We start from the raw sequence: 25,902 nt of genomic DNA, 5'->3' as shown, positions 1-25,902 counted from the left end.
CGCGGCCTGAGGAGAGAAGTGCATGACGCAAGTCACGGTGAAACAACTGGCCGATGAGGTCAAAACACCGGTGGAGCGCCTGTTGCAGCAGATGCGTGAGGCAGGTCTGCCGCACACCGCCGCCGACGAAGGTGTGAGCGACAGTGAGAAGCAGTCTTTGCTGACTCACTTGAAGAGCAGCCACAAGGCGAAAGTGGAAGAACCGCGCAAGATTACATTGCAGCGCAAAACCACCAGCACCCTGCGTGTTGCTGGCAGCAAGAGCATCAGCGTTGAAGTACGCAAGAAGAAAGTCTTCGTACAGCGCAGCCCGGAAGAAATCGAAGCCGAGCGCAAACGCGAACTGGAAGAACGTCGCGCAGTAGAAAATGCTGCTCGTCAGAAGGCTGAAGAAGAAGCCAAGCGTCGCGCCGAAGAAGAAGCGCGTCGCCAGCCTGCTGCTGCGCAACCTGCTGGTACTGAAGCGGCCGCCGCGCCTGTAGCGCCTGTTGAAGCTGTGCGTGAGGCCGCTCCGGTTGCCGCTGCACCTGCTCCTGCAGCAGACGCTCGCAAGCGCGACGAGCCTCGTCGTCCGGACAAGCCACGTGCCGACGATAACAATCGTCGCGGTGGTGGTGGCGATGGCGAGCGTAAAAACGCTCCACATCGTGCCTCGGTCAAAGAGAAAGCGCCTGCTCCACGCGTTGCTCCACGTACTACCGACGAAGAAAGCGATGGCTTCCGTCGTGGTGGTCGCGGCAAGGCCAAGCTGAAAAAACGCAACGCCCACGGTTTCCAGAGCCCAACCGGCCCTGTCGTGCGTGAAGTGAAGATCGGCGAGACCATCACTGTTGGCGATCTCGCCCAGCAGATGTCGGTCAAGGCAGCTGAAATCATCAAGTTCATGTTCAAGCTGGGTACTCCGGCCACCATCAACCAGGTACTGGATCAGGAAACTGCCCAACTGGTTGCTGAAGAGCTCGGCCACAAAGTGACCCTGGTCAGCGACACCGCCCTGGAAGATTCCCTGGCTGAGTCCCTGAAGTTTGAAGGTGAGGCAGTTTCCCGTGCACCGGTTGTGACCGTAATGGGCCACGTTGACCACGGTAAAACTTCCCTGCTCGACTACATCCGTCGTGCCAAGGTTGCTGCAGGCGAAGCCGGCGGTATTACCCAGCACATCGGTGCGTACCACGTTGAAACCGAGCGCGGCATGGTCACCTTCCTCGACACCCCTGGTCACGCCGCGTTTACCGCGATGCGTGCCCGTGGTGCCAAGGCGACCGACATCGTGATTCTGGTAGTTGCAGCGGACGACGGCGTGATGCCGCAGACCATTGAAGCTGTCCAGCACGCCAAGGCTGCCGGTGTTCCTTTGGTCGTGGCTGTGAACAAAATCGACAAGCCGGGCGCTGATCTCGATCGCATCCGTAGCGAACTGTCGGTTCACGGCGTGACGTCTGAAGAGTGGGGCGGCGAGACGCCATTCGTATCGGTTTCCGCGAAAATGGGTACCGGCGTTGACGAACTGCTCGAAGCCGTACTGCTGCAAGCCGAAGTTCTGGAATTGACCGCGACTCCATCGGCTCCTGGCCGTGGTGTTGTTGTTGAATCCCGCCTGGACAAGGGCCGTGGCCCGGTTGCGACCGTTCTGGTTCAAGACGGTACTCTGCGCCAAGGCGACATGGTGCTGGTCGGTTCGAACTACGGCCGTGTACGTGCCATGCTCGACGAGAACGGCAAGCCAATCAAGGAAGCCGGCCCGGCTATCCCGGTCGAGATCCTCGGCCTGGACGGCACCCCGGACGCTGGCGACGAGATGAGCGTAGTTGCCGACGAGAAGAAAGCCCGTGAAGTGGCTCTGTTCCGTCAAGGCAAGTTCCGCGAAGTCAAACTGGCCCGTGCTCACGCCGGCAAGCTGGAAAACATCTTCGAAAACATGGGCCAGGAAGAGAAGAAGACGCTTAACATCGTCCTCAAATCTGACGTTCGTGGTTCCCTCGAAGCGTTGAACGGCGCCTTGAACGGCCTGGGTAACGACGAAGTGCAAGTGCGCGTTGTCGGTGGCGGTGTCGGTGGTATCACCGAATCCGACGCCAACCTGGCACTGGCTTCCAACGCTGTACTGTTCGGCTTCAACGTGCGTGCCGATGCCGGCGCTCGCAAGATCGTCGAGCAGGAAGGCCTGGACATGCGTTACTACAACGTCATCTACGACATCATCGAAGACGTCAAGAAAGCCCTTACCGGCATGCTTGGCAGCGACGTTCGGGAGAACATCCTGGGTATCGCCGAGGTGCGTGATGTGTTCCGTTCGCCGAAGTTCGGCGCGATTGCCGGCTGCATGGTTGTCGAAGGCACCGTGTACCGTAACCGTCCAATCCGTGTACTGCGTGAAGACATCGTTATCTTCGAAGGCGAGCTGGAATCCCTGCGCCGCTTCAAGGATGACGCGTCTGAAGTACGTGCCGGCATGGAATGCGGTATCGGCGTCAAGAGCTACAACGACGTCAAGGCTGGCGACAAGATCGAAGTCTACGAGAAGGTTCAGGTTGCTCGCAGCCTCTAACTCGCGCACTTCCGGAGCCACGCCGCGTGTGGGCATGCAAATGCCCCGCGCAGCGTACGGACTCTAAACGCAACGCCCGGTCTGGCTTTTGTCAGGCCGGGCGTTTGCCGCTTTCAGACCCCACGGGTTTCACCGTGTGGCAGTAACAGGTAACAAGACATGGCAAAAGAATACAGCCGTACCCAGCGTATCGGCGATCAGATGCAGCGCGAGCTGGCCCAACTGATCCGTCGCGAAGTCAAAGATCCCCGTGTTGGCCTGGTCACCATCACCGCCGTTGAAGTGAGCCGTGACGTGGGCCACGCCAAAATCTTCATCACCGTGATGGGGCAGGACAGCAGCGAGGAAATCGCGCAAAGCATCAAGGTGCTCAATTCGGCCGCAGGTTTCCTGCGTATGCAGTTGGCCCGTGAAATGAAGCTGCGCAGCGTGCCTCAGTTGCACTTCCACTACGACGAAAGCGTCGTGCGTGGCGCGCACCTGTCGGCCCTGATCGAGCGCGCCGTGGCTGAAGACAGCCAGCACCCGTCCACACCTGAAGACGCCAAGGAGTAAGCGGTGGCTCAGGTCAAACGTATCCGTCGCAACGTCAGCGGCATCATTCTGCTCGACAAGCCCATTGGCTTTACCTCCAATGCTGCCTTGCAGAAGGTTCGCTGGCTGCTCAATGCGGAGAAGGCCGGGCACACCGGCAGCCTCGACCCACTGGCCACCGGCGTGCTGCCGTTGTGCTTTGGTGAGGCGACCAAGTTCTCGCAATACCTGCTCGATTCCGACAAGGGTTACGAAACCCTGATGCAGCTGGGCAAGACCACCACCACGGCCGACGCCGAGGGTGATGTTTTGCAGGTTCGCGATGTGACCGTTGGTCGTGCTGATATTGAAGCTGCTTTACCCGGTTTTCGTGGGGAAATCAGTCAGATACCGCCGATGTACTCGGCACTCAAGCGTGATGGCCAGCCTCTTTACAAGCTGGCACGTGCGGGCGAAGTAGTGGAGCGCGAACCGCGTTCTGTTACTATTGCGCGCTTGGAATTGCTCGCCCATGAAGGCGACACTGCCCGACTGGCCGTGGACTGCAGCAAAGGCACCTATATCCGTACCCTGGTGGAAGATATTGGTGAAAAGCTCGGTTGCGGCGCGTACGTTGCAGAACTGCGACGCACCCAGGCCGGGCCTTTCAGCCTGGCCCAGACGGTTACGCTGGAAGAGTTGGAAGCCGTACACGCCGAAGGCGGCAATGAAGCAGTTGATCGCTTCCTGATGCCATCGGACAGCGGTTTGCTCGATTGGCCATTGCTGCACTTCTCGGAGCACAGCGCGTTCTACTGGCTCAACGGCCAGCCGGTACGTGCCCCGGACGCTCCGAAGTTCGGCATGGTGCGGGTACAGGATCATAACGGTCGCTTCATCGGTATCGGTGAAGTGAGCGAAGACGGGCGCATCGCGCCGCGTCGACTGATTCGGTCAGAATGACCGAACGAGTGTGGCTGTTAACAGGCACGGTCAACACTCATTTTTAGATACAGGGATTTGTCCCTGGCCTGTTGAAACTGCCCTTTGGGTGGTTTCCTGAAAAAAGGATTGCCTCATGGCTCTCGACGTTCAAGAAAAAGCACAAATCGTTGCTGACTATCAGCAAGCTGTTGGTGACACTGGTTCGCCAGAAGTGCAAGTTGCACTGCTGACCCACAACATCAACAAGCTGCAAGGTCACTTCAAGGCCAACGGTAAAGATCACCACTCCCGTCGTGGTCTGATCCGCATGGTAAACCAGCGCCGTAAGCTGCTGGACTACCTGAAAGGCAAGGATCTGGGTCGTTATCAGGCTCTGATCGGTCGCCTGGGTCTGCGTCGCTAATAAGCGATTGCGCTAGAGGTTGGTTGTTTGCCGTGTGTCAGTGGGATTCCCGCTGGCCCATGGCAGGCTCCCAGCCTCAAGTTTTATCTGGATACACGTTTTACCCTGGACGAGGGTCGGGCCGATTCCCGACATTGCCCAAGAATTTCGCAAGAAAACAAGTTCCCCCAAGAGCCACAAAGAAGGTAGGACACCGTGAACCCGGTTATCAAAACATTCCAGTTCGGTCAGTCGACCGTTACCCTCGAGACAGGCCGTATCGCCCGTCAAGCCTCCGGCGCAGTGCTGGTTACCGTTGACGACGACGTCACCGTATTGGTGACCGTTGTTGGCGCCAAGACCGCTGACCCAAGCAAAGGCTTCTTCCCTCTTTCCGTTCATTACCAGGAAAAGACTTACGCTGCCGGTAAGATCCCTGGCGGTTTCTTCAAGCGCGAAGGGCGTCCTTCCGAAAAAGAAACCCTGACTTCCCGACTGATCGACCGTCCGATCCGTCCGCTGTTCCCAGAAGGCTTCATGAACGAAGTGCAGGTTGTCTGCACCGTCGTTTCCACCAGCAAAAAGACCGATCCGGACATCGCTGCGATGATCGGTACCTCGGCTGCCCTGGCCATCTCCGGTATTCCTTTCGATGGCCCGATCGGCGCTGCCCGCGTTGCGTTCCACGAAAGCACTGGCTACCTGCTGAACCCGACTTACGAACAACAGAAAGCTTCGAGCCTGGACATGGTCGTTGCCGGTACTTCGGAAGCCGTGTTGATGGTTGAATCGGAAGCCAAAGAGCTGACCGAAGACCAGATGCTGGGCGCGGTACTGTTTGCTCACGACGAGTTCCAGGTTGTGATCAACGCCGTTAAAGAGCTGGCCGCTGAAGCCGCCAAGCCTACTTGGTCCTGGGCTCCACAAGCTGAAGCGACTGAACTGCTGGGCGCGATCCGCTCCGAGTTCGGCGCAGCCATCTCCGACGCCTACACCATCACCGTCAAGGCCGACCGTTACGCTCGCCTGGGCGAGTTGAAGGACCAGGTTGTGGCCAAGCTGTCCGGTGAAGAAGGCCAGCCTTCCGCCAGCGACGTCAAAGCTGCATTCGGCGAAATCGAATACCGCACCGTTCGCGAAAACATCGTTAACGGCAAGCCACGTATCGACGGTCGCGACACTCGCACCGTACGCCCGCTGAACATCGAAGTCGGCGTTCTGCCGAAAACTCACGGTTCGGCCCTGTTCACCCGTGGTGAAACCCAGGCCCTGGTAGTCGCGACCCTGGGCACCGCCCGTGACGCACAGCTGCTGGACACCCTGGAAGGCGAGAAAAAAGACCCGTTCATGCTGCACTACAACTTCCCTCCGTTCTCGGTAGGTGAGTGTGGTCGCATGGGTGGTGCTGGCCGTCGCGAAATCGGTCACGGCCGTCTGGCCCGTCGTTCGATTGCCGCCATGCTGCCTGCCGCCGACGTGTTCCCGTACACCATTCGTGTTGTGTCGGAAATCACCGAGTCCAACGGTTCCAGCTCCATGGCCTCCGTTTGCGGTGCTTCCCTGGCATTGATGGACGCTGGTGTACCGATGAAGGCACCGGTTGCCGGCATCGCCATGGGCCTGGTTAAAGAAGGCGAGAAGTTCGCCATCCTGACCGACATCCTGGGTGACGAAGACCACCTGGGCGACATGGACTTCAAAGTAGCCGGTACCGCTAAAGGTGTTACCGCGCTGCAGATGGACATCAAGATCAAAGGCATCACCGAAGAAATCATGGAAATCGCTCTGGGCCAAGCCCTGGAAGCGCGCCTGAACATCCTCGGTCAGATGAACCAGATCATCGGTCAGTCCCGTACCGAACTGTCGGAAAATGCTCCGACCATGATCGCGATGAAAATCGACACCGACAAAATCCGTGATGTTATCGGTAAAGGCGGCGCGACCATTCGTGCGATCTGTGAAGAGACCAAGGCTTCGATCGACATCGAAGACGACGGCTCGATCAAGATCTTCGGCGAAACCAAGGAAGCTGCTGAAGCTGCACGTCAGCGCGTTCTGGGCATCACCGCTGAAGCCGAGATCGGCAAAATCTACGTCGGTAAAGTTGAGCGCATCGTCGACTTCGGCGCATTCGTCAACATCCTGCCGGGCAAAGACGGTCTGGTTCACATCTCCATGCTGAGCGACGCTCGTGTTGAGAAAGTGACCGACATTCTGAAAGAAGGCCAGGAAGTGGAAGTGCTGGTACTGGACGTGGACAACCGCGGCCGTATCAAGCTGTCCATCAAGGACGTAGCAGCAGCCAAGGCTTCGGGCGTTTAATCACCCGCCAGCTCACGCTGAAAAAAGGACTCTTCGGAGTCCTTTTTTTATGCCCATAGGAAAATGCCGGTAAATCAGGCGCTTAGTAAATCTCAAAAGCCGCAACTTGCACGCAGGCACGATCGACTTCATGCAAGTTGCACGATTCCGAAAATCAGCTGTTTTTATAAGTCATTGATTTATATAGATAATATTTTCAATTGGTACTTGGCACGCTGCCTGCAATAACCCTGTTAACGCTGCAGCATCAAGGTATACACGCTGCAGACTTTTAATAAAACAGGAGTTACTCGTATGAAGAAGTTCGCTCTCGCTACTGCTACCGCTCTGACTCTGGCCATGGGTGCTAACGTAGCCTTTGCTCAGACTTCCCAAGCCCCAATGACCATGGCGGCTGGTGAAGCTACCAAGGCTAAAGAAAGCGTTTCGGATACTTGGATCACCACCAAAGTTAAATCCGACCTGCTGACTGAAAAAGGCATTCCTGGCTCGGACATCAAGGTTGAAACCAACAAAGGTGTGGTTTCCCTGTCCTCGACAGTTGCGATCTCTGACTCGCAGAAAGCCACTGCCGTAGCGATCACCAAGAAAATCAAAGGTGTTACCGCTGTTTCCGCTGACGGCCTGATGGCTGGCGGCGCTACTAAAGCAGACAACATCGACAAGACCAAAGGCGCAGCCGCTGACGCCAAAGGTGCTACCTCTGACACCTGGATTACCACCAAAGTGAAAGCTGACCTGGTAACCGAGAAAGGCATTCCTGGCACCGACATCAAAGTCGAAACCAACAAAGGCGTAGTTTCCCTGTCCTCTTCCGTCGCAGTGACTGAAGCTCAGAAAACTACTGCGGTGAACATCACCAAGAAAATCAAAGGCGTTAAAGCTGTATCGGCCGATGGCCTGAAAGCAGAGTAACGCTTAACTATTCGTCTGAACGAGACGGCGGCGGCTTAAGGTGAGTTAGTTATCCACCCAGCACCTCTGGAGTTCATGCGACCGGCCACACGGATGTGGTCATTACAGGCCCCGGCACTTGTGTCGGGGCCTGTTCTATTGTGGGCAGAACACAAAATCGCCAGGCCGACAAAGATCAGAAAAATGTGGGAGCGGGCTTGCTCGCGAACGCGGTGGGCCAGTCGGTACATCTGGTGACTGACACTCCGTCTTCGCGAGCAAGCCCGCTCCCACATTTAGATCAGTGCTGGTTGCCGGTTACTCAGCATCCAGATGCATCGGCGTTACCACTCGACCATCCTTCTCCGCCTGCCCAAGGTTAGCGTCGATGAAGTACACCCGATCATCTTCCAGCTGCCCCTTGTCCACCAGATAGTCCTTGATGGTGCTGGCCCGGTCTTGGCCCAGTTGGCGCAGCAGTACGTCGCTGGCGCCCCAGAACTTGATCAAGCCATCACGCAGCTTCGCGGTGCGCTCATCGCTGCTCAAGTCTTTCCATTCGGCTGGCGGCTGTTGTTTCAAGCGCGTGCGGTAGATGCCTTCCAGCAACGGCGCCTTTTCCTTCTCTGGCACCACCAGCAATGAAGCCTGGGCCGGGACTTTGTCGCCACGACGCTGGAGGATTTTGTAGTAGTTGTACTGATATTCACGTTCCAGACGCTCAGCGGCCAGGAACGGCCCGTCGCTGCTGGCCGCCGCCGTGCCTTCGATTTCCAGGCGCAGGGTAGGGCGCTCTTTCAGCGCTTTGGCCAGGGTGTTCAGCGCGCCTTCGGCGTCTTTGTTCAATTCGCTGGAGCCTGGGGCGAACGACACATTGCCCAGGTCTTCCGAGCCCCCGCCAGTCACCAGCCCGCCGATAAACTTGAACGGCGCCGTCGCTGCGCGCACCACCAGGTTACGCAGGGTCTGCCACACGATCGGCATCACGCTGAATTGCGGGTTGTTCAGGTCGCCGGTCACTGGCAGTTCAATGGAGATCTTGCCGTCAGAGTCCTTGAGCAGGGCGATAGCCAGGCGAATCGGCAAATCCACGGCATCGGCGCTGTCGACTTTCTCACCGAGTTGCAGCTGTTCAACCACCACTTTGTTTTCAGCCTTCAACTGGCCTTTGGTAATCACATAATGCAGGTCAAGGTTGAGGCGGCCCTTGCGAATACGGAAACCGGCGAACTTGCCGGAATACGGCGTCAACGTGGTCAGCTCGACGCGTTTGAAGCTGGTGGCGATGTCCAGCGCCGCCATCGGATCAAACGGGTTCACGCTGCCTTTGATAGTCACCGGCGCATAGCGATCAACCTTGCCCTTGATGTCGACGCTGGCCGGTTTGGCCTGGCGACTGTCAATGGTGCCGATCTGGCCGTTGAGCTGTTGAATGGCCGTGGCGAAGTTCGGGGTGAGGCTGAAGTCGGCGAAGTTGGCCGAGCCGTCGTTGATCGCGATCTGGCCGATATGAATGCCCAACGGCTTGTCTTTACTGGCCGCAGGTTTGCCTGCTGATTTAGCGCCACTGTCGGCCGGCTGCGGGATCAGCAAGTCGTCGATGTTGGTGGTGCGGTCATCGTTGATCATGAAACGCGCATACGGCTGCAGCAGGTTGACCTTGTCGATCGACAAGCTATCGCCGTGCTGGTAGTTCACACCTTCGAGCACCAGCCGCTGCCACTTTAGGAAGTCGCGGGTCTTGAGTGTGTCCAGGGTATGCAATTGGTCGACCTGAGCGCGGCCGGTGACCTGAAGCGCCAATGGCTCAGTGCTTTTCAGGTTCACATCCAGGTTGCTACCGAGCATGCCGCTGCGCAATTCCAGGCGAATGAACGGGCTGATATACGACTGGGCGACGCGCAGGTCGATGTCCTGTGTATTCACTTTGAGTTTGGCGCTGACCGGGTTGAGGTTGACCTCGCCGGTTGCCTGGATCTTGCCTTGTTTACCCAGGCCGGTGTCGACCTTCAAGGTAAAAGGGCTTTTGTTGAGGCTGTCGAAGTTCTGCACGTCGACATTCAATGGGCCCAGTTCCAACGCCACGGCAGGTTTGGCCGCACGGTCGGCCAGGTGCACCTGATAGTTACGCAGTTGCACATCCTTGAGCAGTACTTGCCAAGGTTTGCTCGGGGCTGCAGGTTCAGCTTTCGGCGAGTCGGCAGTCGCCGGTGCTGTGGCAGGCTCCGGCGCCTTGGCTGGTTTGCTCGGCTGGCTGGCAAACAATTTCTGCCAGTCCAGTTGGCCATCGGCCTCACGGGCGGCCCAGGTTTCCAGCTTGTTACTGCGAATCTTGCCGACTACGACCTGCTGCTTGGCCAGGTCCACTGTGGTTTCGCTGACGTCCAGGCGTTCCAGGCGCACCAGTGGCCGACCATCCGGTGCCTTGATCGCAAATGGCGCGATGCTGGCGGCGGTGTTGGTCAGGTTCAGTTCGGTTTCTTTGGCCAGACTGAATTTGTAGTCGGTGCTGAAATTCAGCACGCCGTCTTCAAGCACCAGCGGAACCGAGTCCCGCACATACGGCCACCAGGCTTTCATCTTGCCGTCGGTGACTTTCAGCGTGCCTTCGGACGTGATCGGCACCAGGCTGAAATTGCCTTTCCAGTCGATCTGCCCGCCCTCAGGGCCGGCCGCGACCAAGGTCATGTCGGCATTGTCTTCCGGCAAGGTGCTGAGGTTTTTCAGCTCAAAGTCGAGTTTGTTGTAGAGGAATTCGATCGGTTCGCTGGGGCGCAAATCCTGAAAATGCACGTAGCCACCGGCCAGCTTGATGCTGTCGATGCGCAGCGGAAACGGCTTGGCGTTGGGGGCGGTCGGGGTGGGTTCACTCGGCGGCAGCTTGAACAATTGCGCCAGGTTCAACTTGCCGGACTTGTCGAACAGCAGCTCGGTCTTGGGCTGGTCGAGTTGCACATCGGCCAGGTGCAGGGCGCGGGTCCAGAGGCTGTCGATCTGCAGGTTGGCGTAAAGGCGCTCGAAACCCACTTGCTCCTTGCCCGGTTCGCCGATCTTCAAGCCCCATGCCGTGACTTCCAGGCTGAACGGGTTGAGCTCGATGCGCTCGAGGCGGGCCGGCACCGTGGCGTAGTTGGCCAACTGTTGGTTGGCAATGCGAAGGGCGATGCCCGGCAGAATCAGAAAGCCCAGCAAGCTGTACAGAGCCAGGGCGGTCAACAAGGCGCCAGCGGCGCGGATCAATCCTTTGGGCATGAGTGACGCCATCTATGTCGAACAGGAGTGCCTTGGAGTATGGCACGGGTTTTCGGTTCCGAAGCACCGGAGCTCTTGGGAAAAGTACTACAACTGCAGGATCAGGGTTTTCAACGGCGGCTGTTGGTCCTGCGAGGGGAAGTCCGCTCCCGGCGTCATGATTTGCCAGTCGCGTACCGGCCGACCGGCTTTTTCGGCGCAACGCAGCACCTGTTCACGCCAATCCTCCATGCTGACTTTTGCCAGGTTGTTGCAGCAGATCAGCACGCCATCGTCGGCAGTAGCCAACAGCGCAGGTTTGAGCAGACTTTGGTAATCGCGCAACAGGTCGACGGTGCCGAAGGCACTTTTGGCCCAGGCCGGCGGGTCGAGCAGTACCAGGTCAAACTGGCGCTGCTCAAGGCGCGGATAGCTCGGCAGCTTTTGCCCGCGCCGCTGGGTGATCGGCAAGCCCGCCAGTTGGCGAATCGCCGGGAAGTAGTCGGACTGCACGAATTCCATGGCCGGCAATTGCGGGTTGAGCAGGCCGTTTTCGCGACCGACCGCCAGGTTGCCTTCGGCGAAGTCCAGGTTGCACACCTCGCGGGCGCCACCGGCTGCTGCGCTCAGGCCGACGCCGCAGGTGTAGGCGAACAGGTTGAGCACGCTTTTGCCGGCGCTGTGGTCCTTGACCCAACCGCGGGTGTTGCGCAGGTCGAGAAACAGCAGCGGGTCTTGCCCGGCGTGGCGACCACGCACGCGGTAATTGAGGCCCCATTCGTGGCCGACCAAGTCTTCCAGCGCCGCAGGTTCGGCGCGGTACACCGTGTCTTCACGGTCGATCCGCGAGTTGCCACGGGAGCGGTCGTTGTACACCAGCAGCAACTCCAGGCCCATGAACTGGTTGATCTGCTGGTGCAGGTCCAAAAGGTCGGCGGTTTCCAGCGACTGGTGAAAGCTCTGCACCAGCAATTGCGGGCCGTAACGGTCGATGGTCAGGCCGCCGGCGCCTTCCTGGCTGCCGTGGAACAACCGGTAGCAGTCGGTGCCCTGGGCGTGCAGCTGGTTGATCAGGTCTTCGCGGTGATCGAGGGCGGCGCGCAGCGCCTGATTCAAGGGAGTCATGGAGCGCGCCTTGCTTGCGTAAATATGGGCGCGGAGTTTAACAGTTATGGGGCGCCGCCTACATCAACCCCATCCGCCGATGGGCGCGCTGCACCGAACCATTGCGCATTGCCCAGCGCAGCATCGGCGCGCTGCGCTTGACCCCGAGGCGGATCATCTGGCGCTGCAGCGCGCTCTGGTGCTGTTCGAGCAAGCTGCTTGCCCAGTCCGGCAGCAAGTCGATGCCGGCCTGCATCATCAAGCTGCCAAAAGGTTTGGCCAGCGCACTGGGCGCGGGCGCATTGACCAGCAGGCGCAACACCTCGCGGCTGCGCTCGTCGCACAGCAGTTGCGGACGAATACGCGCCAGGTAATCCGAAATTTCCTGCCGTGAACGCGGAACATGCCGCGCGCCCAAGCGTTCGGCCACCAGCGCGATTTCACTGTAGTAGCGGTCCTGGTCGCGGCCCGACAGATGTGGGTTGAGATAACGCAAGTGGGCCGCGAGGAAGTTGCTGACTTCCGCCACATGTACCCACGTCAGCAACTCCGGGTCGCTGGCCGCGTAAGGCCGCCCGTCCGGGGCATGCCCTGTTACCTGCAAGTGGATGGTGCGCACTTTCTCAATCAACCATTCGGCGTCCTTGCGCGAACCGAAGGTGGTGCCGGAAATAAATTGCGACGTGCGCCGCAGGCGCCCGAGCATGTCCTGGCGAAAGTTCGAGTGGTCCCACACGCCTGCCAGTGCCAGCGGGTGCAGCGCTTGCAGCATCAAGGCGCTGATGCCGCCAATAAGCATGCTGCTGAAGTCGCCATGTACTTGCCAACAGACCGAGTCCGGCCCGAACAGGCCTGGGTCGCCTTTGGGGTTTTCCAGGTCCAGCTGGCCCAGCGACAGGCCGGTAAGGCTCATCAACTGGGATTCGATGCGGCTGCGGATAAATTCCATGGCGACTCAGGGGTTCCTAGCGGTTCAGGCGTTTGTCGATCAGGCCGTCGACGACGCTGGGGTCGGCCAGGGTCGAGGTATCACCCAGGCTGTCCAGTTCGTTGCAGGCGATCTTGCGCAAAATTCGTCGCATGATCTTGCCGGAGCGGGTTTTCGGCAAGGCCGGTGCCCATTGGATCAGTTCCGGCTTGGCAAAGCTGCCGATTTCCTTGCTGACCAGTTCGAGCAGGTGCTTTTTCAACTCGTCGCTGGGCTCGACGCCGTTCATTGGCGTGACGAAGGCGTATATCCCCTGGCCTTTGACGTCGTGGGGATAGCCAACCACGGCGGCTTCGGCCACCTGGTCATGCAGCACCAGCGCACTTTCCACCTCGGCGGTGCCGATACGGTGGCCGGACACGTTGATCACGTCATCGATACGCCCGGTGATCCAGTAGTCGCCGTCTTCATCGCGGCGCGCGCCGTCGCCGGTGAAGTAGTAACCGGGGTAGGGTTTGAAATAGGTGTCGATCATGCGTTGCGGGTCGCCATAGACGCTGCGAATCTGCCCCGGCCAGCTGGCTTTGATCGCCAGTACGCCACTGCCGGCGCCGCTGATTTCTTTGCCTTGCTCATCCAGCAGCACGGGCTGCACGCCAAACATCGGCTGGGTCGCGCAGCCGGGTTTGATGCGTTGGGCGCTGACCAGCGGGCTGAGCATGATGCCGCCGGTTTCAGTCTGCCACCAGGTGTCGACAATCGGGCAGCGCTGTTCGCCAACGGCATTGAAGTACCAGTCCCAGGCTTCCGGGTTGATCGGCTCGCCGACGCTGCCCAACAGGCGCAGGCTGGCGCGGGAAGTGTTTTCCAGTGGCCCGTGGCCCTCGCGCATCAAGGCGCGCAGCGCGGTGGGCGCGGTATAGAAGATATTCACCTGGTGTTTGTCGATCACCTGCCAGAAGCGTGAGCTGTCCGGGTAGCTCGGCACGCCTTCGAACATCAGCGAGGTGGCGCCGTTGGCCAGCGGGCCATACACGATGTAGCTGTGGCCGGTCACCCAACCGACGTCGGCGGTGCACCAGAACACTTCGCCGTCACGGTAATCGAGAACATATTTGAAGGTCATTGCCGCTTGCAGCAGGTAGCCGCCGGTGGTGTGCAACACGCCCTTGGGTTTGCCGGTGCTGCCGGAGGTGTAGAGGATAAACAGCGGGTCTTCGGCATCCATCGGCTCGGGCGGGCAGTCGTCGCTGGCGGCATCCAGGGCTTGCTGGTACTTGAGGTCGCGGTCTTTGACCCAGATTAGGTCCGCGCCCGTGCGCTCGACGACCAATACGGTGCTGACGTTCGGGCAACTGGCCAGGGCCTTGTCGACATTCTTTTTCAACGCCACCGGCTTGCCGCCGCGCACGCCTTCATCGGCGGTGATCACGGTGCGGCAGTCGGCGTCGAGAATGCGGTCGCGCAGCGCGTCCGGTGAGAAACCACCGAAGACCACGGAATGCACCGCGCCAATCCGCGTACAGGCGAGCATCGCGTAGGCGGCTTCCGGGATCATTGGCATGTAGATGCACACCCGGTCGCCTTTCTTCACGCCACGGTTTTTCAGCACATTGGCCAGGCGGCTGACGTTTTGATGCAGTTGGCGGTAGGTAATTTTGGAAGATGTTGCAGGATCATCGCCTTCCCAGATGAAGGCCGGTTGATCGGCGCGTTGGGCGAGGTGACGGTCGATGCAGTTGTAGCTGACGTTCAGTTGGCCACCGGCAAACCATTGGGCGGCTCCGGTCTTGATGTTTGACTGTTGAACGGTATGCCAGGGTGTTATCCAGTCGAGAAAGCCCTTGGCCTGTTCGGCCCAGAAGGTGTCCGGTTGTTCGATGGATTGGCGGTAGAGGCGCTGGTACTCGGCTTGACTGAGTTGCGCAGCCCGGCGCACGGCATCGGCGGCGGGAAATGTGCTGATATCGAACATGAGCGGTCCTTATTCTTGTTTTCGGGACAAGGCATAAAGATGAACGCTGTGGGAAGAGGGTTCAAGGCCAACGTCCAAACGGACGTTGGCCTTGGGCTACCGGCCTCAGCCGCGGTGACGGCCGCGGAAGTAGTTGATCAAACCCTGGGTCGACGCATCGTCAGCCACGGTTTCTTCGGCGCCGGTCAGGCGGTTGTAAACGCCCTTGCCCAGCTCCTTGCCCAGCTCCACGCCCCATTGGTCAAAGGCGTTGATGCCCCAGATCACGCTCTGCACGAACACTTTGTGTTCATACATGGCCACCAGTGCACCCAGGCGCCGCGGGCTGATGCGCTCCACCACCAGGGTGTTGCTCGGACGGTTGCCCGGGATCACCTTGTGTGGCGCCAGCTTCTGTACTTCGGCTTCCGGCAGGCCCTTCTCGCGCAGCTCGGCTTCGGCTTCGCTGCGGGTCTTGCCGAGCATCAGTGCCTGGCTTTGGGACAGGCAGTTGGCGTACAGCCACTGATGGTGGTCGGAAACCGGGTTGAAGCTGACGATCGGCACGATGAAGTCAGCCGGGATCAGTTGGGTCCCTTGGTGCAGCAACTGGTGGTACGCGTGCTGACCGTTGCAGCCTACGCCGCCCCAGATAACCGGGCCGGTATCGGTGGACACCGGCGTGCCGTCCTGGCGCACGCTTTTGCCGTTGGATTCCATGTCCAGCTGCTGCAAGTGTTTGGTGATGTTACGCAGGTAGTGGTCGTACGGCAGGATCGCATGGCTCTGCGCACCCCAGAAGTTGCCGTACCACACGCCCAGCAGGCCCAGCAGCACCGGCATGTTCTGTTCGAACGGGGCGTTCTGGAAGTGCTGGTCCATGGTGTAGGCACCGGACAGCAGTTCCTTGAAGTTGGACATGCCGATGGCCAGGGCGATTGGCAAACCAATGGCCGACCACAGCGAGTAACGGCCGCCGACCCAGTCCCACATCGGGAAAATGTTTTCTTCGCGAATACCGAACGCCACGGCTGCCGCGTTGTTGCTCGATACGGCGATGAAGTGGCGGTACAGCTCGGCTTCCGAGCCACCCTGGGCCAAGTACCAGGCGCGTGCGGCCTGGGCGTTTTTCAGGGTTTCCAGCGTATTGAAGGATTTCGACGAAACGATGAACAACGTGGTCTCGGCGCGCAGCTTCATGGTCAGCTCGTGGAACTCGCTGCCGTCGATGTTCGCCAGGTAGTGGCAGCGCACGCCTTTATGCGCGTAGGACAACAGCGCTTCGGAGACCAGCTCCGGGCCGAGGAACGAGCCACCGATGCCGATGTTCACCACGTCAGTGATCGGCTTCTCGGTGTAGCCACGCCACAGGCCATCGTGGATGCGGCCCACGAGGTCGGTGATCTGGTTCAGCACCTTGTGCACGTCGGGCATGATGTTCACGCCATTGACCGACAACTTGTCACCCACTGGGCGGCGCAGGGCGGTGTGCAGGGCCGGGCGGCCTTCGGAGGAGTTGACCGGTTCGCCCGCGTACAGCGCGTCGATGGCGGCTTTAAGGTCGACTTCCTTGGCCAGCGCCACCAACAGGTCACGGGTTTCGGTGGTGATCAGGTTTTTCGAATAATCGAGGAAAAGCCCGCAGCTGCTCAGGGTGAACTGCGAAAAGCGCTGGGGATCGGCATTGAAGGCTTCGCGCATGCTGAAATCCTGCATGGCTTGGCGATGTTGATTGAGCGCTTGCCAGGCGGGCAGAGCGGTAACGTCATGAGGAGTGCGGTAGTACGCCATCGCTGCGGGTTTCCTTTTTATTACGGGGACTGCCTTTAGGACACTTCAGGGTTCGGAACGTCCAGTCTTTTCTCAAGCGCTGGGTTCCGGACAGCGCTAACCAAGAGCGCAGGGCGATTACATTAAACCTAGCGTGTCGATATGTCTTGGCTTTGTCTGCGCTGTAGCCGGTACTTTTTTATACCGGCACAGCGGGGAGGGCAACAGGTGCGCTGTTTTTGAAGCAGAAAAGGCGGGAGTGGTCAGGCCAGGTTCAGGTGCAAATTGTCGATCAGGCGCGTCGCACCCAGGTACGCGGCCACCAGGATCACCACATCGCGATCCTCGGCCGTGGCCGGGCGCAAGTGCACGCCTTGGCGCACTTCGAGGTAATCCATGCGCAGCCCCGCGGCTTCGATGTGCTGGATCTGCTCGGCACGCAGCTTGGCAAAATCGTGGTCACCGGCTTTTATCGCGTCGGCAATCTGGCTGAGGCTGCGGTACAGCACCGGCGCAATGGCGCGCTGCTCGTCGCTGAGGTAGCCGTTGCGCGACGACAGCGCGAGGCCGTCGGCAGCCCGCACGGTCGGCTCGCCGATGATCTGGATAGGCATGTTCAGGTCATGCACCATCGCGCGGATCACCGCCAGTTGCTGGTAATCCTTCTGGCCAAACACAGCCATGTCCGGCTGGACCATATTGAACAGCTTGCTGACCACCGTGGCCACACCTTCGAAGTGCCCCGGACGGCTGGCGCCGCACAGGCCTTCGGACAGTTGCGGAACACTGACGCGGGTCTGGCCGGTCATGCCGCCTGGGTACATTTCCTCGACGGTGGGTGCGAACAACAGGTTGCAGCCGGCTTGCAGCAGCTTTTCCTGGTCGGCAGCCAGCGTACGCGGGTATTTGTCCAGGTCTTCGCCGGCACCGAATTGCAGTGGGTTGACGAAGATGCTTGCCACCACAAAGTCCGACTGCTGCGCGGCTTTGGTCACCAAGGTGGCATGGCCGCTGTGCAGGTTGCCCATGGTGGGCACGAAGCCGATGCGTTTACCGGCACTGCGCGCGTGGGCGACGGCGGAGCGCAGTTCTCTTACGGTTTTAACGGTATTCATGCAGAGAATCCGTGTTCGTCGCCAGGGAATGTCACGGCTTTGACTTCGTCGACGTAGGCGCTCAGTGCAGCCTGAATGCTGTCCTTGCCGGCCATGAAGTTTTTCACGAACTTAGGTGCTCGGCCGGTCAGCGACAGACCGAGCATGTCGTGCACCACCAGGACCTGGCCGTCGGTGGCGGAACCTGCGCCGATGCCAATTACCGGCACTTTGACGGCCTGGGTGATCTCTGCGGCCAGTTCGCTCGGTACGCACTCCAGCAGAATCATCGCAGCACCTGCTTGTTCCAGGGCGATGGCGTCCGCACGCATCTGGCGCGCCTGGGCTTCATTGCGGCCTTGTACTTTATAGCCGCCAAGGATGTTCACCGACTGTGGCGTCAGGCCCATGTGCACACACACGGGGACGCCACGCTCAGCCAGCAGTCGAATCGACTCGGCGAGCCATACGGCGCCTTCCACTTTGATCATGTGCGCACCGGCTTGCATCAGTTTGCCGGCGTTCTGGAATGTCTGTTCCACCGTGGCGTAACCCATGAACGGCAGGTCGGCGATGATAAAGGCGCCGTCGTTACCGCGCTTGACGCTGGCGGTGTGGTAGGCGAGTTCATCGGTGGTGACGGGCAGGGTGCTGTCATGCCCTTGAAGAACCATGCCCAGGGAGTCACCCACCAGCAGCACCTCGACCCCGGCCTGGCAGCTGGCCTGGGCGAAGGTGGCGTCATAGCAGGTCAGCATGGTGATTTTTTCACCTTTGAGCTTGAGGCTCTGCAAGGTGGTCAGGGTAATGTCTGGCATGAAAAGGGTCCTCGTTCAGGCGCTTGGAAACAGCGAGTAACGCGCGTGAGTCTTCGTTCTATACAGGCGCACCGTCTTGAGAGCAGTGCTTATAAGGCCTGGATTGCGCCCTTCAGCGCCGGGTTGGCGGCAGCGGGACGCCTATAGTCGTGATGAGGACTCGGGAAGTCAATTGGATGTGTTACCGCATTGTTACGAGGGCGGTGTTACCGCTGTTACAGGGATCGAGTCAAGCGGTGGTGAGGCGTTCCAGGCCGACAAACGGGCAGGCCGTCAGCAGCTCTTCAAGCGTTTGGCCATTTGGCAATTGCAGGTCGGCGGGTGCGAGTTCAGCCAGCGGGTACAACACAAACGCGCGCAGGTGCATCTGGTAATGAGGCACCTTCAGGCGCGGCTCGTCGATAAGACGCTCGCCAAACAACAGGATATCCAGATCAAGGGTGCGCGGGCCCCAACGCTCAAGGCGTTCGCGGCCCTGGTCGTTTTCGATGGCTTGCAGCGCATCAAGCAGCGCCAGTGGTGCGAGGGTGCTGTCCAGGGCGGCAACTGCATTGGTGTAGCGCGGTTGGCCTGGGAGCAGGGAATCACTTTGATAGAAGGCCGACACGCCAGCCAGCGTAGTGCCTGGCAACTGCGCCAGCGCCTGGGTGGCGCTGCGCAATTGCTGCTCCGGGGCAGCCAGGTTGCTGCCCATGCCGATGTAGATGCGTTCCACGTTTATTCGCCTGCAGCGCCCGAGGCATCAGCACTGCGCTTACGCTTGCTGCCGGAGCTGCGGCGACGCTTTTTCGGGCCTTCGCCCGCACCATCGCCTTTGCTGCCAAGGTCACGAATCATGTCGCGGCGCTGGCTGTCATTGGCGTCCTGGTAATCGGTCCACCATTCGCCCAGGCCGTCGGTCTGCTCGCCGGCGCTTTCACGCAGCAGCAGGAAGTCGTAGCCGGCGCGGAAGCGCGGGTTGTCCAGCAGCAGGTCGGCACGTTTGCCACTGCGGCGCGGCAGACGCTCCTGCATGTCCCAGATCTCGCGGATCGGCAGGGTGAAACGTTTCGGGATAGCAATGCGCTGACACTGCTCGGCGATCAGCTCGTGCGCAGCCTCTTGCATGGCTGGGATCGGCGGCATGCCACGGTCTTGCAAGCGCAGTACACGCTTGGGCAGGGCTGGCCACAACAGGGCGGCAAACAGGAACGCCGGGGTCACCGGTTTGTTCTGTTTGATGCGCAGGTCGGTGTTGATCAAGGCTTCGCTGATCAGCGTGTGGGTGTACGTCGGGTTGTATTCCAGGGCCTCGGCGCTGGCCGGGAACAATGGATCGAACAACTGCAAGTCGACGAGCATTTCGAAGGTGTCGGCGGCATACCCCGAGAGGAACAGCTTGAGCACTTCTTCGAACAGGCGTGCCGAGGGAATTTCCCGCAGCATCGGTGCCAGCTCGCGAATTGGCGCGGCAGTATGTTTTTCGATACCGAAGTTCAGCTTGGCGGCAAAACGCACCGCTCGCAGCATGCGCACCGGGTCTTCCTGATAGCGCTGGGTCGGGTCGCCGATCAGGCGGATCAGGTTGTTGCGAATATCGTGTACGCCATTGGCGTAATCGAGGATGCGTTCGCTGACCGGGTCGTAATACAAGGCATTGATGGTGAAGTCGCGGCGTTGCGCATCTTCTTCCAGGGTGCCGTAAACGTTGTCACGCAGGATACGGCCGCTCTCGTTGCGGGAGGACTGGTTAGTGTCTTCCTCGTCATCGTTTTGCGGATGGCCGGCGCGGAAGGTTGCGACCTCGATGATTTCGCGACCGAAGTGGATATGCACCAATTTGAAGCGGCGGCCGATGATGCGCGCATTGCGAAACTCGGCGCGTACCTGCTCGGGCGTGGCGCTGGTGGCGACGTCGAAATCCTTGGGCGTGATATTGAGCATCATGTCACGTACACAGCCGCCCACCAGATAGGCCTGGTAGCCGGCGTTCTGCAAACGTTCGACGATGTTCACCGCATAACGGCTGAACTGAGCGCGCTGCAATGAATGCTGATTGCTGTTAAGCACTTCAGGCGTGCTGCGAATGTGTTGCGTACGACGCAAGGGAGAACGGAATGACTGGAACAACTTCTTCAGCATGGGATGCACTGTTTGAAGGAATGTTCGGCCATAACGAAGAATGACCGCATGATGGGCCGGGATTCTAGCATTTAGTCGAGGGATGGTGTAGGAACAAGCTGCAGGCGTTGCGCCATATGCTTAAAAGAAAGGGAAGGTTGGCCAAATGCCGGAAACTACAAGGGGAGCCGAAGCTCCCCCAGAAGTAGTTGCGTGCTCTATTTTTATTATTGATTGCGGGCTTCTTGTTTTTGTTGATCGCCCTCGCCATGACATTTCACCTTCATGACACTCCCAATCGGGAGTCAAGAGCAAACGGATTGCTTTGGTCGCTGTGTTGCTGATCTACGATCCAACCAGTTCAGGCTCTGCCTTAGGGCAGTTTTTGTTGTTCTCGGCCTGGTTGCGGGGCAAGCCCCAAATGCAACGCCTCTCCAAAAGAATCAGTTAGCTGCGCCTCCGCCGTGTTGTTTTTATTGTGCGTGAGTCGATTCGTCTTATTTTTATTGTCTGGTACTGAGCTTGTTATTGTTTTTGTACTAAGCATATAGCAGGGTGCGTGCCAACTTTTGTGCCGCCCAGCAAAACCGGGGGTTTTAGGTGGTTTCGGGTTTTTTGAGGGCCAAAAAAAACCGGGGCTTCGTTACCGTAAGCCCCGGCTTTTGTTACGTGAAAAAGCTGCGGTAACAGTTTTTTCACATCTGAGGGTGTTACCTGTGGGGGCGCGCCCTCAACTCTCGCTGGCCACCCCGGTCTTGCGCCGTGGAATGCCCAGGCGCTGGCGCCGTTCCCACAGGCACTTGCGGCTCACGCCCAGCTTGCGCGCCAGCTCGGTCTCGGTCATGTGGTCCTGGTGCTCAAGGACAAAATGCTGGAAGTAATCTTCCAGTGACAAATCTTCCGTCGGCTCATGGCTGGTATTGCTACCGCCGCCCTGTTGTGGGGCCAGGCCGATGAAATCGTCGTCCTCCAAGTCGCTCAGCTCGATGTCGATGCCCAGCAGCTCGGCAGAAATCTCCGGGCTCTCCGACAGGATGACCGCGCGCTCAACTGCGTTCTCCAGCTCGCGCACGTTACCCGGCCACGAGTAATGCCGAATGGCTTGCTCGGCGTCCGGAGCAAACTTGAGGTCGGTACGGTTGATGCGCGCACTCTGGCGCAGCAGGAAAGCGCTGGCGATCTCGTTGACGTCGGCGCCACGCTCACGCAGGGCCGGCAGCTTGAGAGCGATCACGTGCAGGCGGTAATACAAGTCTTCACGGAACTGGCCGATCTTGGCCAGGCTCTTCAGGTCACGGTGGGTCGCGGCGATCAGGCGCACATCGACCTTTTGCGACTGCACCGAACCTACGCGGCGAATTTCGCCTTCCTGCAACACACGCAGCAGGCGCGCCTGGGCTTCCAGGGGCAGTTCGCCGATTTCGTCAAGGAACAAGGTGCCGCCGTCCGCCGCTTCCACCAGGCCCGCACGCCCGGCGCTGGCGCCGGTAAACGCGCCTTTCTCGTGGCCGAACAGTTCGGACTCGATCAGGGATTCAGGAATCGCCGCGCAGTTCACCGAAATCATCGGCGCCTTGGCGCGTTTGGACAGGTTGTGCAGGGCGCGGGCCACCAGCTCTTTACCGGTGCCCGATTCGCCCTGAATCAATACATTGGAATCGGTTGGCGCGACTTTGCGGATCTTGCTGTACAGATCCTGCATCGGTGGGCAGGAGCCAATAATGCCAATCTCGCCGTTGCTGTTGTCGACACCGGGTTTCTCGGCGGCCTTGCCGGCGGGGCGCTGTTCGGCGGGCGCACTGCCAGCCGACTGGCGGTCGCGCAGGATGCGGGCCACGGCCTGGAGCATTTCGTCGTGGTCGAAAGGCTTGGCGATGTAGTCCACCGCGCCCATCTTCATCGAGTCCACGGCCGAGCGCAGGCTGGCGTAGCTGGTCATGATCAGCACCGGGGTGCCCTGGCCAAGCTTGATCAGCTCTGTACCGGGCGCGCCCGGCAGACGCAGGTCGCTGACAATCAGGTCGAACGTGGGAATGCTGAACCGCTCTTGGGCTTCCTGCACCGAGCCGGCTTCGCTGACCTGGTACTGATTACGTTCAAGCAGGCGACGCAAGGCAGAGCGGATAATTGTTTCGTCTTCGACGATCAAAATGTGCGGCATTGATTCAATTCTCTCGACGGTCTCAGTTCACAGCGGACGTCGCTTCGACATGACGCGGCAAGGTCACCCGAATACGGGTGCCGCGTTGGCTTTCGGTGTCAGCCGGGCTGTCGATGGTGATTTGTCCATAATGCTCTTCAACGATGGAATAGACCAGTGCAAGGCCCAGACCGGTGCCTTCACCTGGGTCCTTGGTGGTGAAGAAAGGTTCGAACAATCGATCCATGATGTTCTGTGGAATACCGCTGCCTTCGTCTTCCACGATCAGATCGACCGTGTGCTCGAAAGCCTCGCTCTTGACGCGTACCGCGCTGTGCGGCGGGGACGCGTCACGGGCGTTGGACAGCAGGTTGATCAACACCTGCGCCAAGCGTTGGGAGTCGCCGTCGACCCAGTGGTCCGGGTCGCACAGATTAAAGAACTGTACTTCGAAATTGCGCCGGTTCAAGGCCAGCAGCCCAATGGCATCCTGCGCGACTTCGGCCAGGCACACGGCCTCATCCTGATTCTGATGCGCGCCGGCATGGGCGAAGCTCATCAACGACTGCACGATGCGTGAAACGCGCTTGGTCTGCTCAAGGATCTGCCCGCTGATTTCGGTGATTTCACCGTCTTCTTCGCGCTCTTCGCGCAGGTTCTGCGCCAGGCACGCGATACCGGTGATCGGGTTGCCAATCTCGTGGGCTACGCCTGCGGCCAAACGACCAATGCTCGCCAGGCGCTCGGAGTGCACCAGCTTGTCTTCGAGCATTTGCGTGTCGGTCAAATCTTCGACCAACAACACCAGGCCGCTGTTGCCGGGCGCCAGCGGCTCGTCGATCGCTGCTTTGTGCAGGTTGAGCCAGCGGGTCTGGCCGTCCAGCGCCAGGTGCTGTTTGTGCAAATGCTCGTCGGGCAGGTTGATAAAGCCTTGCAGCAGTTCTTTCCACGGGTCGCCCAGGGTGTTCAGGCGCGAACCCACTACCCGCTGGGCGGCGATTCCGGTCAGTTCTTCCATGGCCTTGTTCCACATCAGGATCTCTTGATCCTTGGCCAGGGAGCACACACCCATCGGCAGCTCCTGCAGGGTCTGGCGGTGGTAGCGGCGCAATGCATCGAGTTCGGCAGCGAGACCGGTGAGGCGTGAGTGGTAATCCTCCAGCCGGCTCTCGATGAAATGGATGTCTTCGGTGACGTAGTTTTCGCCGCCGGCCTTGTAAGGCAGGAAGGTTTCAACCATGTCCTGGGACACGCTCGGCCCCATCAGCCCGGACAGGTTGGCCTCGATCCGGTCGCGCAAGCGTCGCAGCGCATACGGGCGGCGTTCGTCGAAGGGCAGGTACAGATCGCGCAGCGCCTGTTCGACTTCCTTCTGTGCGGCTTTGGCGCCCAGCGGCTTGGCCAGTTGCGTGGCAAATTCCTGGGGCGAGGCGGCATGCAGTTCGCGGCGTTGCGGGCGGCGCACGTTGTCCACCGCGCAGGCTTCGGCGGCGCTGGTTTCTTCAGGGCTGGCGTTGGTGAACAGCGAGATCAAGGTGAACATCAGCACGTTGGCCGCCAGCGAAGCAATCGCCGCCATGTGCCAGCTGGTGTCGTCGAGCACGTAAATCATGTTCAGCAACGGAATGTAGAAGCCCTGCAAATTGCCGACCAGCGGCAGCAGCATGGTGACAATCCATACCAGAATCCCCGCCAGCAGCCCGGCGATGAAGCCCCGACGGTTGGCGGTCGGCCAGTACAGCACCGACAACACGCCGGGCAGGAACTGCAAGGTGGCGACAAACGCGACGATGCCGAGGTTGGCCAGGTCCTGCCCGGCGCCCAGCAACAGGTAGAAGCCATAACCGGCCATGATGATCGCAACGATCAGCGCGCGGCGTGTCCACTTCAGCCAGCGGTAGATATTGCCTTCGGCTGGCGGCTGATACAGCGGCAGCACCAGGTGATTGAGCGCCATGCCCGACAGCGCCAGCGTGGTGACGATGATCAGGCCACTGGCCGCCGACAAACCGCCGACGTAGGCCAGCAACGCCAGGGATTTACTGTTGGCCGCAATACCGACGCCGAGGGTGAAGTATTCCGGGTTGGTGGTCGCCCCCAGCTTGAGGCCGGCCCACAGAATCAGCGGCACTGCCAGGCTCATCAGCAGCAGGAACAGCGGCAAGCCCCAGCTTGCACTCACTAATGAACGCGGGTTGAGGTTCTCGGTGAACGTCATGTGGTACATGTGCGGCATCACAATCGCCGAGGCGAAGAACACCAGCAGCAGCGTGCGCCATGGGCCTTCTTGCAGCGGCGTGTGCAAGGCGGCAAGGGCTGTCTGGTTTTGCAGCAGCCACAACTCCAGCTGTTGCGGGCCGTCGAACACGCCGTACAGCGCATACAGGCCGACGCCGCCGATGGCGATCAGCTTGATCACCGATTCGAAGGCAATCGCAAACACCAGGCCTTCGTGTTTTTCGCGGGTGGCGATATGGCGTGAGCCGAAGAAAATCGTGAACAGCGTGATCAACGCGCAAAACGCCAGGGCGACGCGATGCTGCACCGGCTCGCGGGTGAGGATGCTGATGGAGTCCGCCACGGCCTGGATTTGCAAGGCCAGCAGCGGCAGCACGCCGAGCAGCATGAAAATCGTAGTCAGCGCGCCAGCCCAGGTGCTGCGAAAGCGGAAGGCAAACAGGTCCGCCAGGGATGACAGCTGGTAGGTGCGCGTGATCTTCAGGATCGGGTACAGCAACACCGGCGCCAGCAGGAATGCGCCGGACACCCCGAGGTAACTGGACAGGAAGCCATAGCCGTACTGATAGGCCAGACCCACGGTGCCATAAAACGCCCAGGCGCTGGCGTAGACGCCCAAGGACAAGGTGTAGGTCAACGGATGGCGAATGATCGCCCGCGGAATCATTCCACGCTCACTGATCCAGGCCACGGCGAACAGCGCGGCCAGGTAGGCGGCGCTGATCAGCAGCATCTGGGTGAGGCTAAAGCTCATCGGCATCTTTTTGGCTCTGCAGGATGAAGGTCACGACGATCAGGATCAGCCACAGCAGATAGGGGCGATACCAGGCGCCCGTGGCGTCGATCCACCAATCCATGATGGCGGGGGAAAACAGGTAGATCCCGACGACCAGCAGCAGGACCAATCGATAGATGTACATG

General features: G+C 59.7%; 18 protein-coding genes. 6 read left to right on the top strand and 12 right to left on the bottom strand.

All coding sequences use genetic code 11. From position 1 onward, the window contains the following. Positions 1-22: 22 nt before the first annotated feature. The 6 genes from infB (at position 23) to HX783_RS19845 (ending at position 7,625) form a co-directional block, all read left to right on the top strand. Entirely contained in the window at positions 23-2,548 is a 2,526-nt protein-coding gene (gene infB / locus HX783_RS19870) for a translation initiation factor IF-2 (protein ID WP_159959941.1), read from the top strand. A gap of 159 nt (positions 2,549-2,707) precedes the next feature. Continuing rightward, positions 2,708-3,103 (top strand): 30S ribosome-binding factor RbfA, encoded by a 396-nt coding sequence (rbfA, locus tag HX783_RS19865; RefSeq protein ID WP_016973761.1) that lies wholly within the window; start codon positions 2,708-2,710, stop codon positions 3,101-3,103. A 3-nt stretch (positions 3,104-3,106) separates the two neighbouring features. Further along, a complete protein-coding gene (truB, locus tag HX783_RS19860; protein ID WP_015885916.1) occupies positions 3,107-4,024 on the top strand; it encodes a tRNA pseudouridine(55) synthase TruB in 918 nt (305 codons plus the stop codon). 115 nt (positions 4,025-4,139) lie between these two features. Then, entirely contained in the window at positions 4,140-4,409 is a 270-nt protein-coding gene (gene rpsO, locus HX783_RS19855; RefSeq protein WP_003176135.1) for a 30S ribosomal protein S15, read from the top strand. Positions 4,410-4,604: 195 nt separating this feature from the next. Next, on the top strand, positions 4,605-6,710 hold the full coding sequence (gene pnp, locus HX783_RS19850; protein ID WP_177017992.1) for a polyribonucleotide nucleotidyltransferase: 2,106 nt from the start codon (positions 4,605-4,607) through the stop codon (positions 6,708-6,710). Between the two features lie 294 nt (positions 6,711-7,004). Further along, positions 7,005-7,625 carry a BON domain-containing protein gene (locus tag HX783_RS19845; protein ID WP_159959937.1) on the top strand — a complete coding sequence of 207 codons (621 nt, stop codon included), beginning with the start codon at positions 7,005-7,007 and terminating at the stop codon, positions 7,623-7,625. 297 nt (positions 7,626-7,922) lie between these two features. Here HX783_RS19845 and HX783_RS19840 read toward each other — a convergent pair whose 3' ends face one another. From HX783_RS19840 to HX783_RS19785, 12 genes are all read right to left on the bottom strand, one after another. Continuing rightward, positions 7,923-10,856, bottom strand: coding sequence for a DUF748 domain-containing protein (locus HX783_RS19840; RefSeq protein ID WP_177017991.1), 2,934 nt, complete (start codon positions 10,854-10,856; stop codon positions 7,923-7,925). Positions 10,857-10,943: 87 nt separating this feature from the next. Further along, the gene (locus HX783_RS19835; RefSeq protein WP_159959933.1) at positions 10,944-11,960 is read right to left on the bottom strand and encodes a class I SAM-dependent rRNA methyltransferase; all 1,017 of its coding nucleotides are present in this window, start codon (positions 11,958-11,960) and stop codon (positions 10,944-10,946) included. Positions 11,961-12,018: 58 nt separating this feature from the next. Next, the gene (locus HX783_RS19830) at positions 12,019-12,888 is read right to left on the bottom strand and encodes an oxygenase MpaB family protein (protein ID WP_177017990.1); all 870 of its coding nucleotides are present in this window, start codon (positions 12,886-12,888) and stop codon (positions 12,019-12,021) included. Between the two features lie 16 nt (positions 12,889-12,904). Continuing rightward, a complete protein-coding gene (gene acs / locus HX783_RS19825) occupies positions 12,905-14,842 on the bottom strand; it encodes an acetate--CoA ligase (protein ID WP_177017989.1) in 1,938 nt (645 codons plus the stop codon). 105 nt (positions 14,843-14,947) lie between these two features. Then, positions 14,948-16,612 (bottom strand): glucose-6-phosphate isomerase, encoded by a 1,665-nt coding sequence (gene pgi / locus HX783_RS19820; RefSeq protein ID WP_177017988.1) that lies wholly within the window; start codon positions 16,610-16,612, stop codon positions 14,948-14,950. Between the two features lie 242 nt (positions 16,613-16,854). Continuing rightward, entirely contained in the window at positions 16,855-17,706 is an 852-nt protein-coding gene (panC, locus tag HX783_RS19815; protein WP_177017987.1) for a pantoate--beta-alanine ligase, read from the bottom strand. Continuing rightward, positions 17,703-18,503 (bottom strand): 3-methyl-2-oxobutanoate hydroxymethyltransferase, encoded by an 801-nt coding sequence (gene panB, locus HX783_RS19810; protein WP_177017986.1) that lies wholly within the window; start codon positions 18,501-18,503, stop codon positions 17,703-17,705. Before panB ends, panC begins: the two co-directional genes overlap by 4 nt. A 229-nt stretch (positions 18,504-18,732) precedes the next feature. Beyond that, positions 18,733-19,218 (bottom strand): 2-amino-4-hydroxy-6-hydroxymethyldihydropteridine diphosphokinase, encoded by a 486-nt coding sequence (gene folK / locus HX783_RS19805; protein ID WP_177017985.1) that lies wholly within the window; start codon positions 19,216-19,218, stop codon positions 18,733-18,735. A 2-nt stretch (positions 19,219-19,220) separates the two neighbouring features. After that, a complete protein-coding gene (locus tag HX783_RS19800) occupies positions 19,221-20,624 on the bottom strand; it encodes a polynucleotide adenylyltransferase PcnB (protein WP_159959921.1) in 1,404 nt (467 codons plus the stop codon). A gap of 709 nt (positions 20,625-21,333) precedes the next feature. Next, complete coding sequence (locus HX783_RS19795) at positions 21,334-22,764, bottom strand: sigma-54 dependent transcriptional regulator (protein WP_159959919.1); 1,431 nt, start codon at positions 22,762-22,764, stop codon at positions 21,334-21,336. Positions 22,765-22,786: 22 nt separating this feature from the next. Next, positions 22,787-25,741, bottom strand: coding sequence for a sensor histidine kinase (locus HX783_RS19790; protein ID WP_162530298.1), 2,955 nt, complete (start codon positions 25,739-25,741; stop codon positions 22,787-22,789). Further along, a complete protein-coding gene (locus tag HX783_RS19785; RefSeq protein ID WP_003176118.1) occupies positions 25,725-25,901 on the bottom strand; it encodes a hypothetical protein in 177 nt (58 codons plus the stop codon). The genes HX783_RS19790 and HX783_RS19785 overlap by 17 nt, the downstream gene beginning before the upstream one ends. Position 25,902 lies beyond the last annotated feature (1 nt).

Origin of the sequence: Pseudomonas sp. D2002 (assembly GCF_013385735.1) — a bacterium.
Classification (GTDB): Bacteria; Pseudomonadota; Gammaproteobacteria; order Pseudomonadales; family Pseudomonadaceae; genus Aquipseudomonas.
Note: the sequence above shows the minus strand (reverse complement) of the source record. Positions and strands in the feature narration are given on the sequence as shown.

Coding starts and splice junctions, on each gene's coding strand:
- infB (WP_159959941.1), top strand. CDS start 23: ATGACGCAAGTCACGGTGAAACAACTGGCCGATGAGGTCAAAACACCG.
- rbfA (WP_016973761.1), top strand. CDS start 2,708: ATGGCAAAAGAATACAGCCGTACCCAGCGTATCGGCGATCAGATGCAG.
- rpsO (WP_003176135.1), top strand. CDS start 4,140: ATGGCTCTCGACGTTCAAGAAAAAGCACAAATCGTTGCTGACTATCAG.
- HX783_RS19845 (WP_159959937.1), top strand. CDS start 7,005: ATGAAGAAGTTCGCTCTCGCTACTGCTACCGCTCTGACTCTGGCCATG.
- HX783_RS19840 (WP_177017991.1), bottom strand. CDS start 10,856: ATGCCCAAAGGATTGATCCGCGCCGCTGGCGCCTTGTTGACCGCCCTG.
- HX783_RS19835 (WP_159959933.1), bottom strand. CDS start 11,960: ATGACTCCCTTGAATCAGGCGCTGCGCGCCGCCCTCGATCACCGCGAA.
- HX783_RS19830 (WP_177017990.1), bottom strand. CDS start 12,888: ATGGAATTTATCCGCAGCCGCATCGAATCCCAGTTGATGAGCCTTACC.
- acs (WP_177017989.1), bottom strand. CDS start 14,842: ATGTTCGATATCAGCACATTTCCCGCCGCCGATGCCGTGCGCCGGGCT.
- pgi (WP_177017988.1), bottom strand. CDS start 16,612: ATGGCGTACTACCGCACTCCTCATGACGTTACCGCTCTGCCCGCCTGG.
- panC (WP_177017987.1), bottom strand. CDS start 17,706: ATGAATACCGTTAAAACCGTAAGAGAACTGCGCTCCGCCGTCGCCCAC.
- panB (WP_177017986.1), bottom strand. CDS start 18,503: ATGCCAGACATTACCCTGACCACCTTGCAGAGCCTCAAGCTCAAAGGT.
- HX783_RS19800 (WP_159959921.1), bottom strand. CDS start 20,624: ATGCTGAAGAAGTTGTTCCAGTCATTCCGTTCTCCCTTGCGTCGTACG.
- HX783_RS19795 (WP_159959919.1), bottom strand. CDS start 22,764: ATGCCGCACATTTTGATCGTCGAAGACGAAACAATTATCCGCTCTGCC.
- HX783_RS19790 (WP_162530298.1), bottom strand. CDS start 25,741: ATGCCGATGAGCTTTAGCCTCACCCAGATGCTGCTGATCAGCGCCGCC.
- HX783_RS19785 (WP_003176118.1), bottom strand. CDS start 25,901: ATGTACATCTATCGATTGGTCCTGCTGCTGGTCGTCGGGATCTACCTG.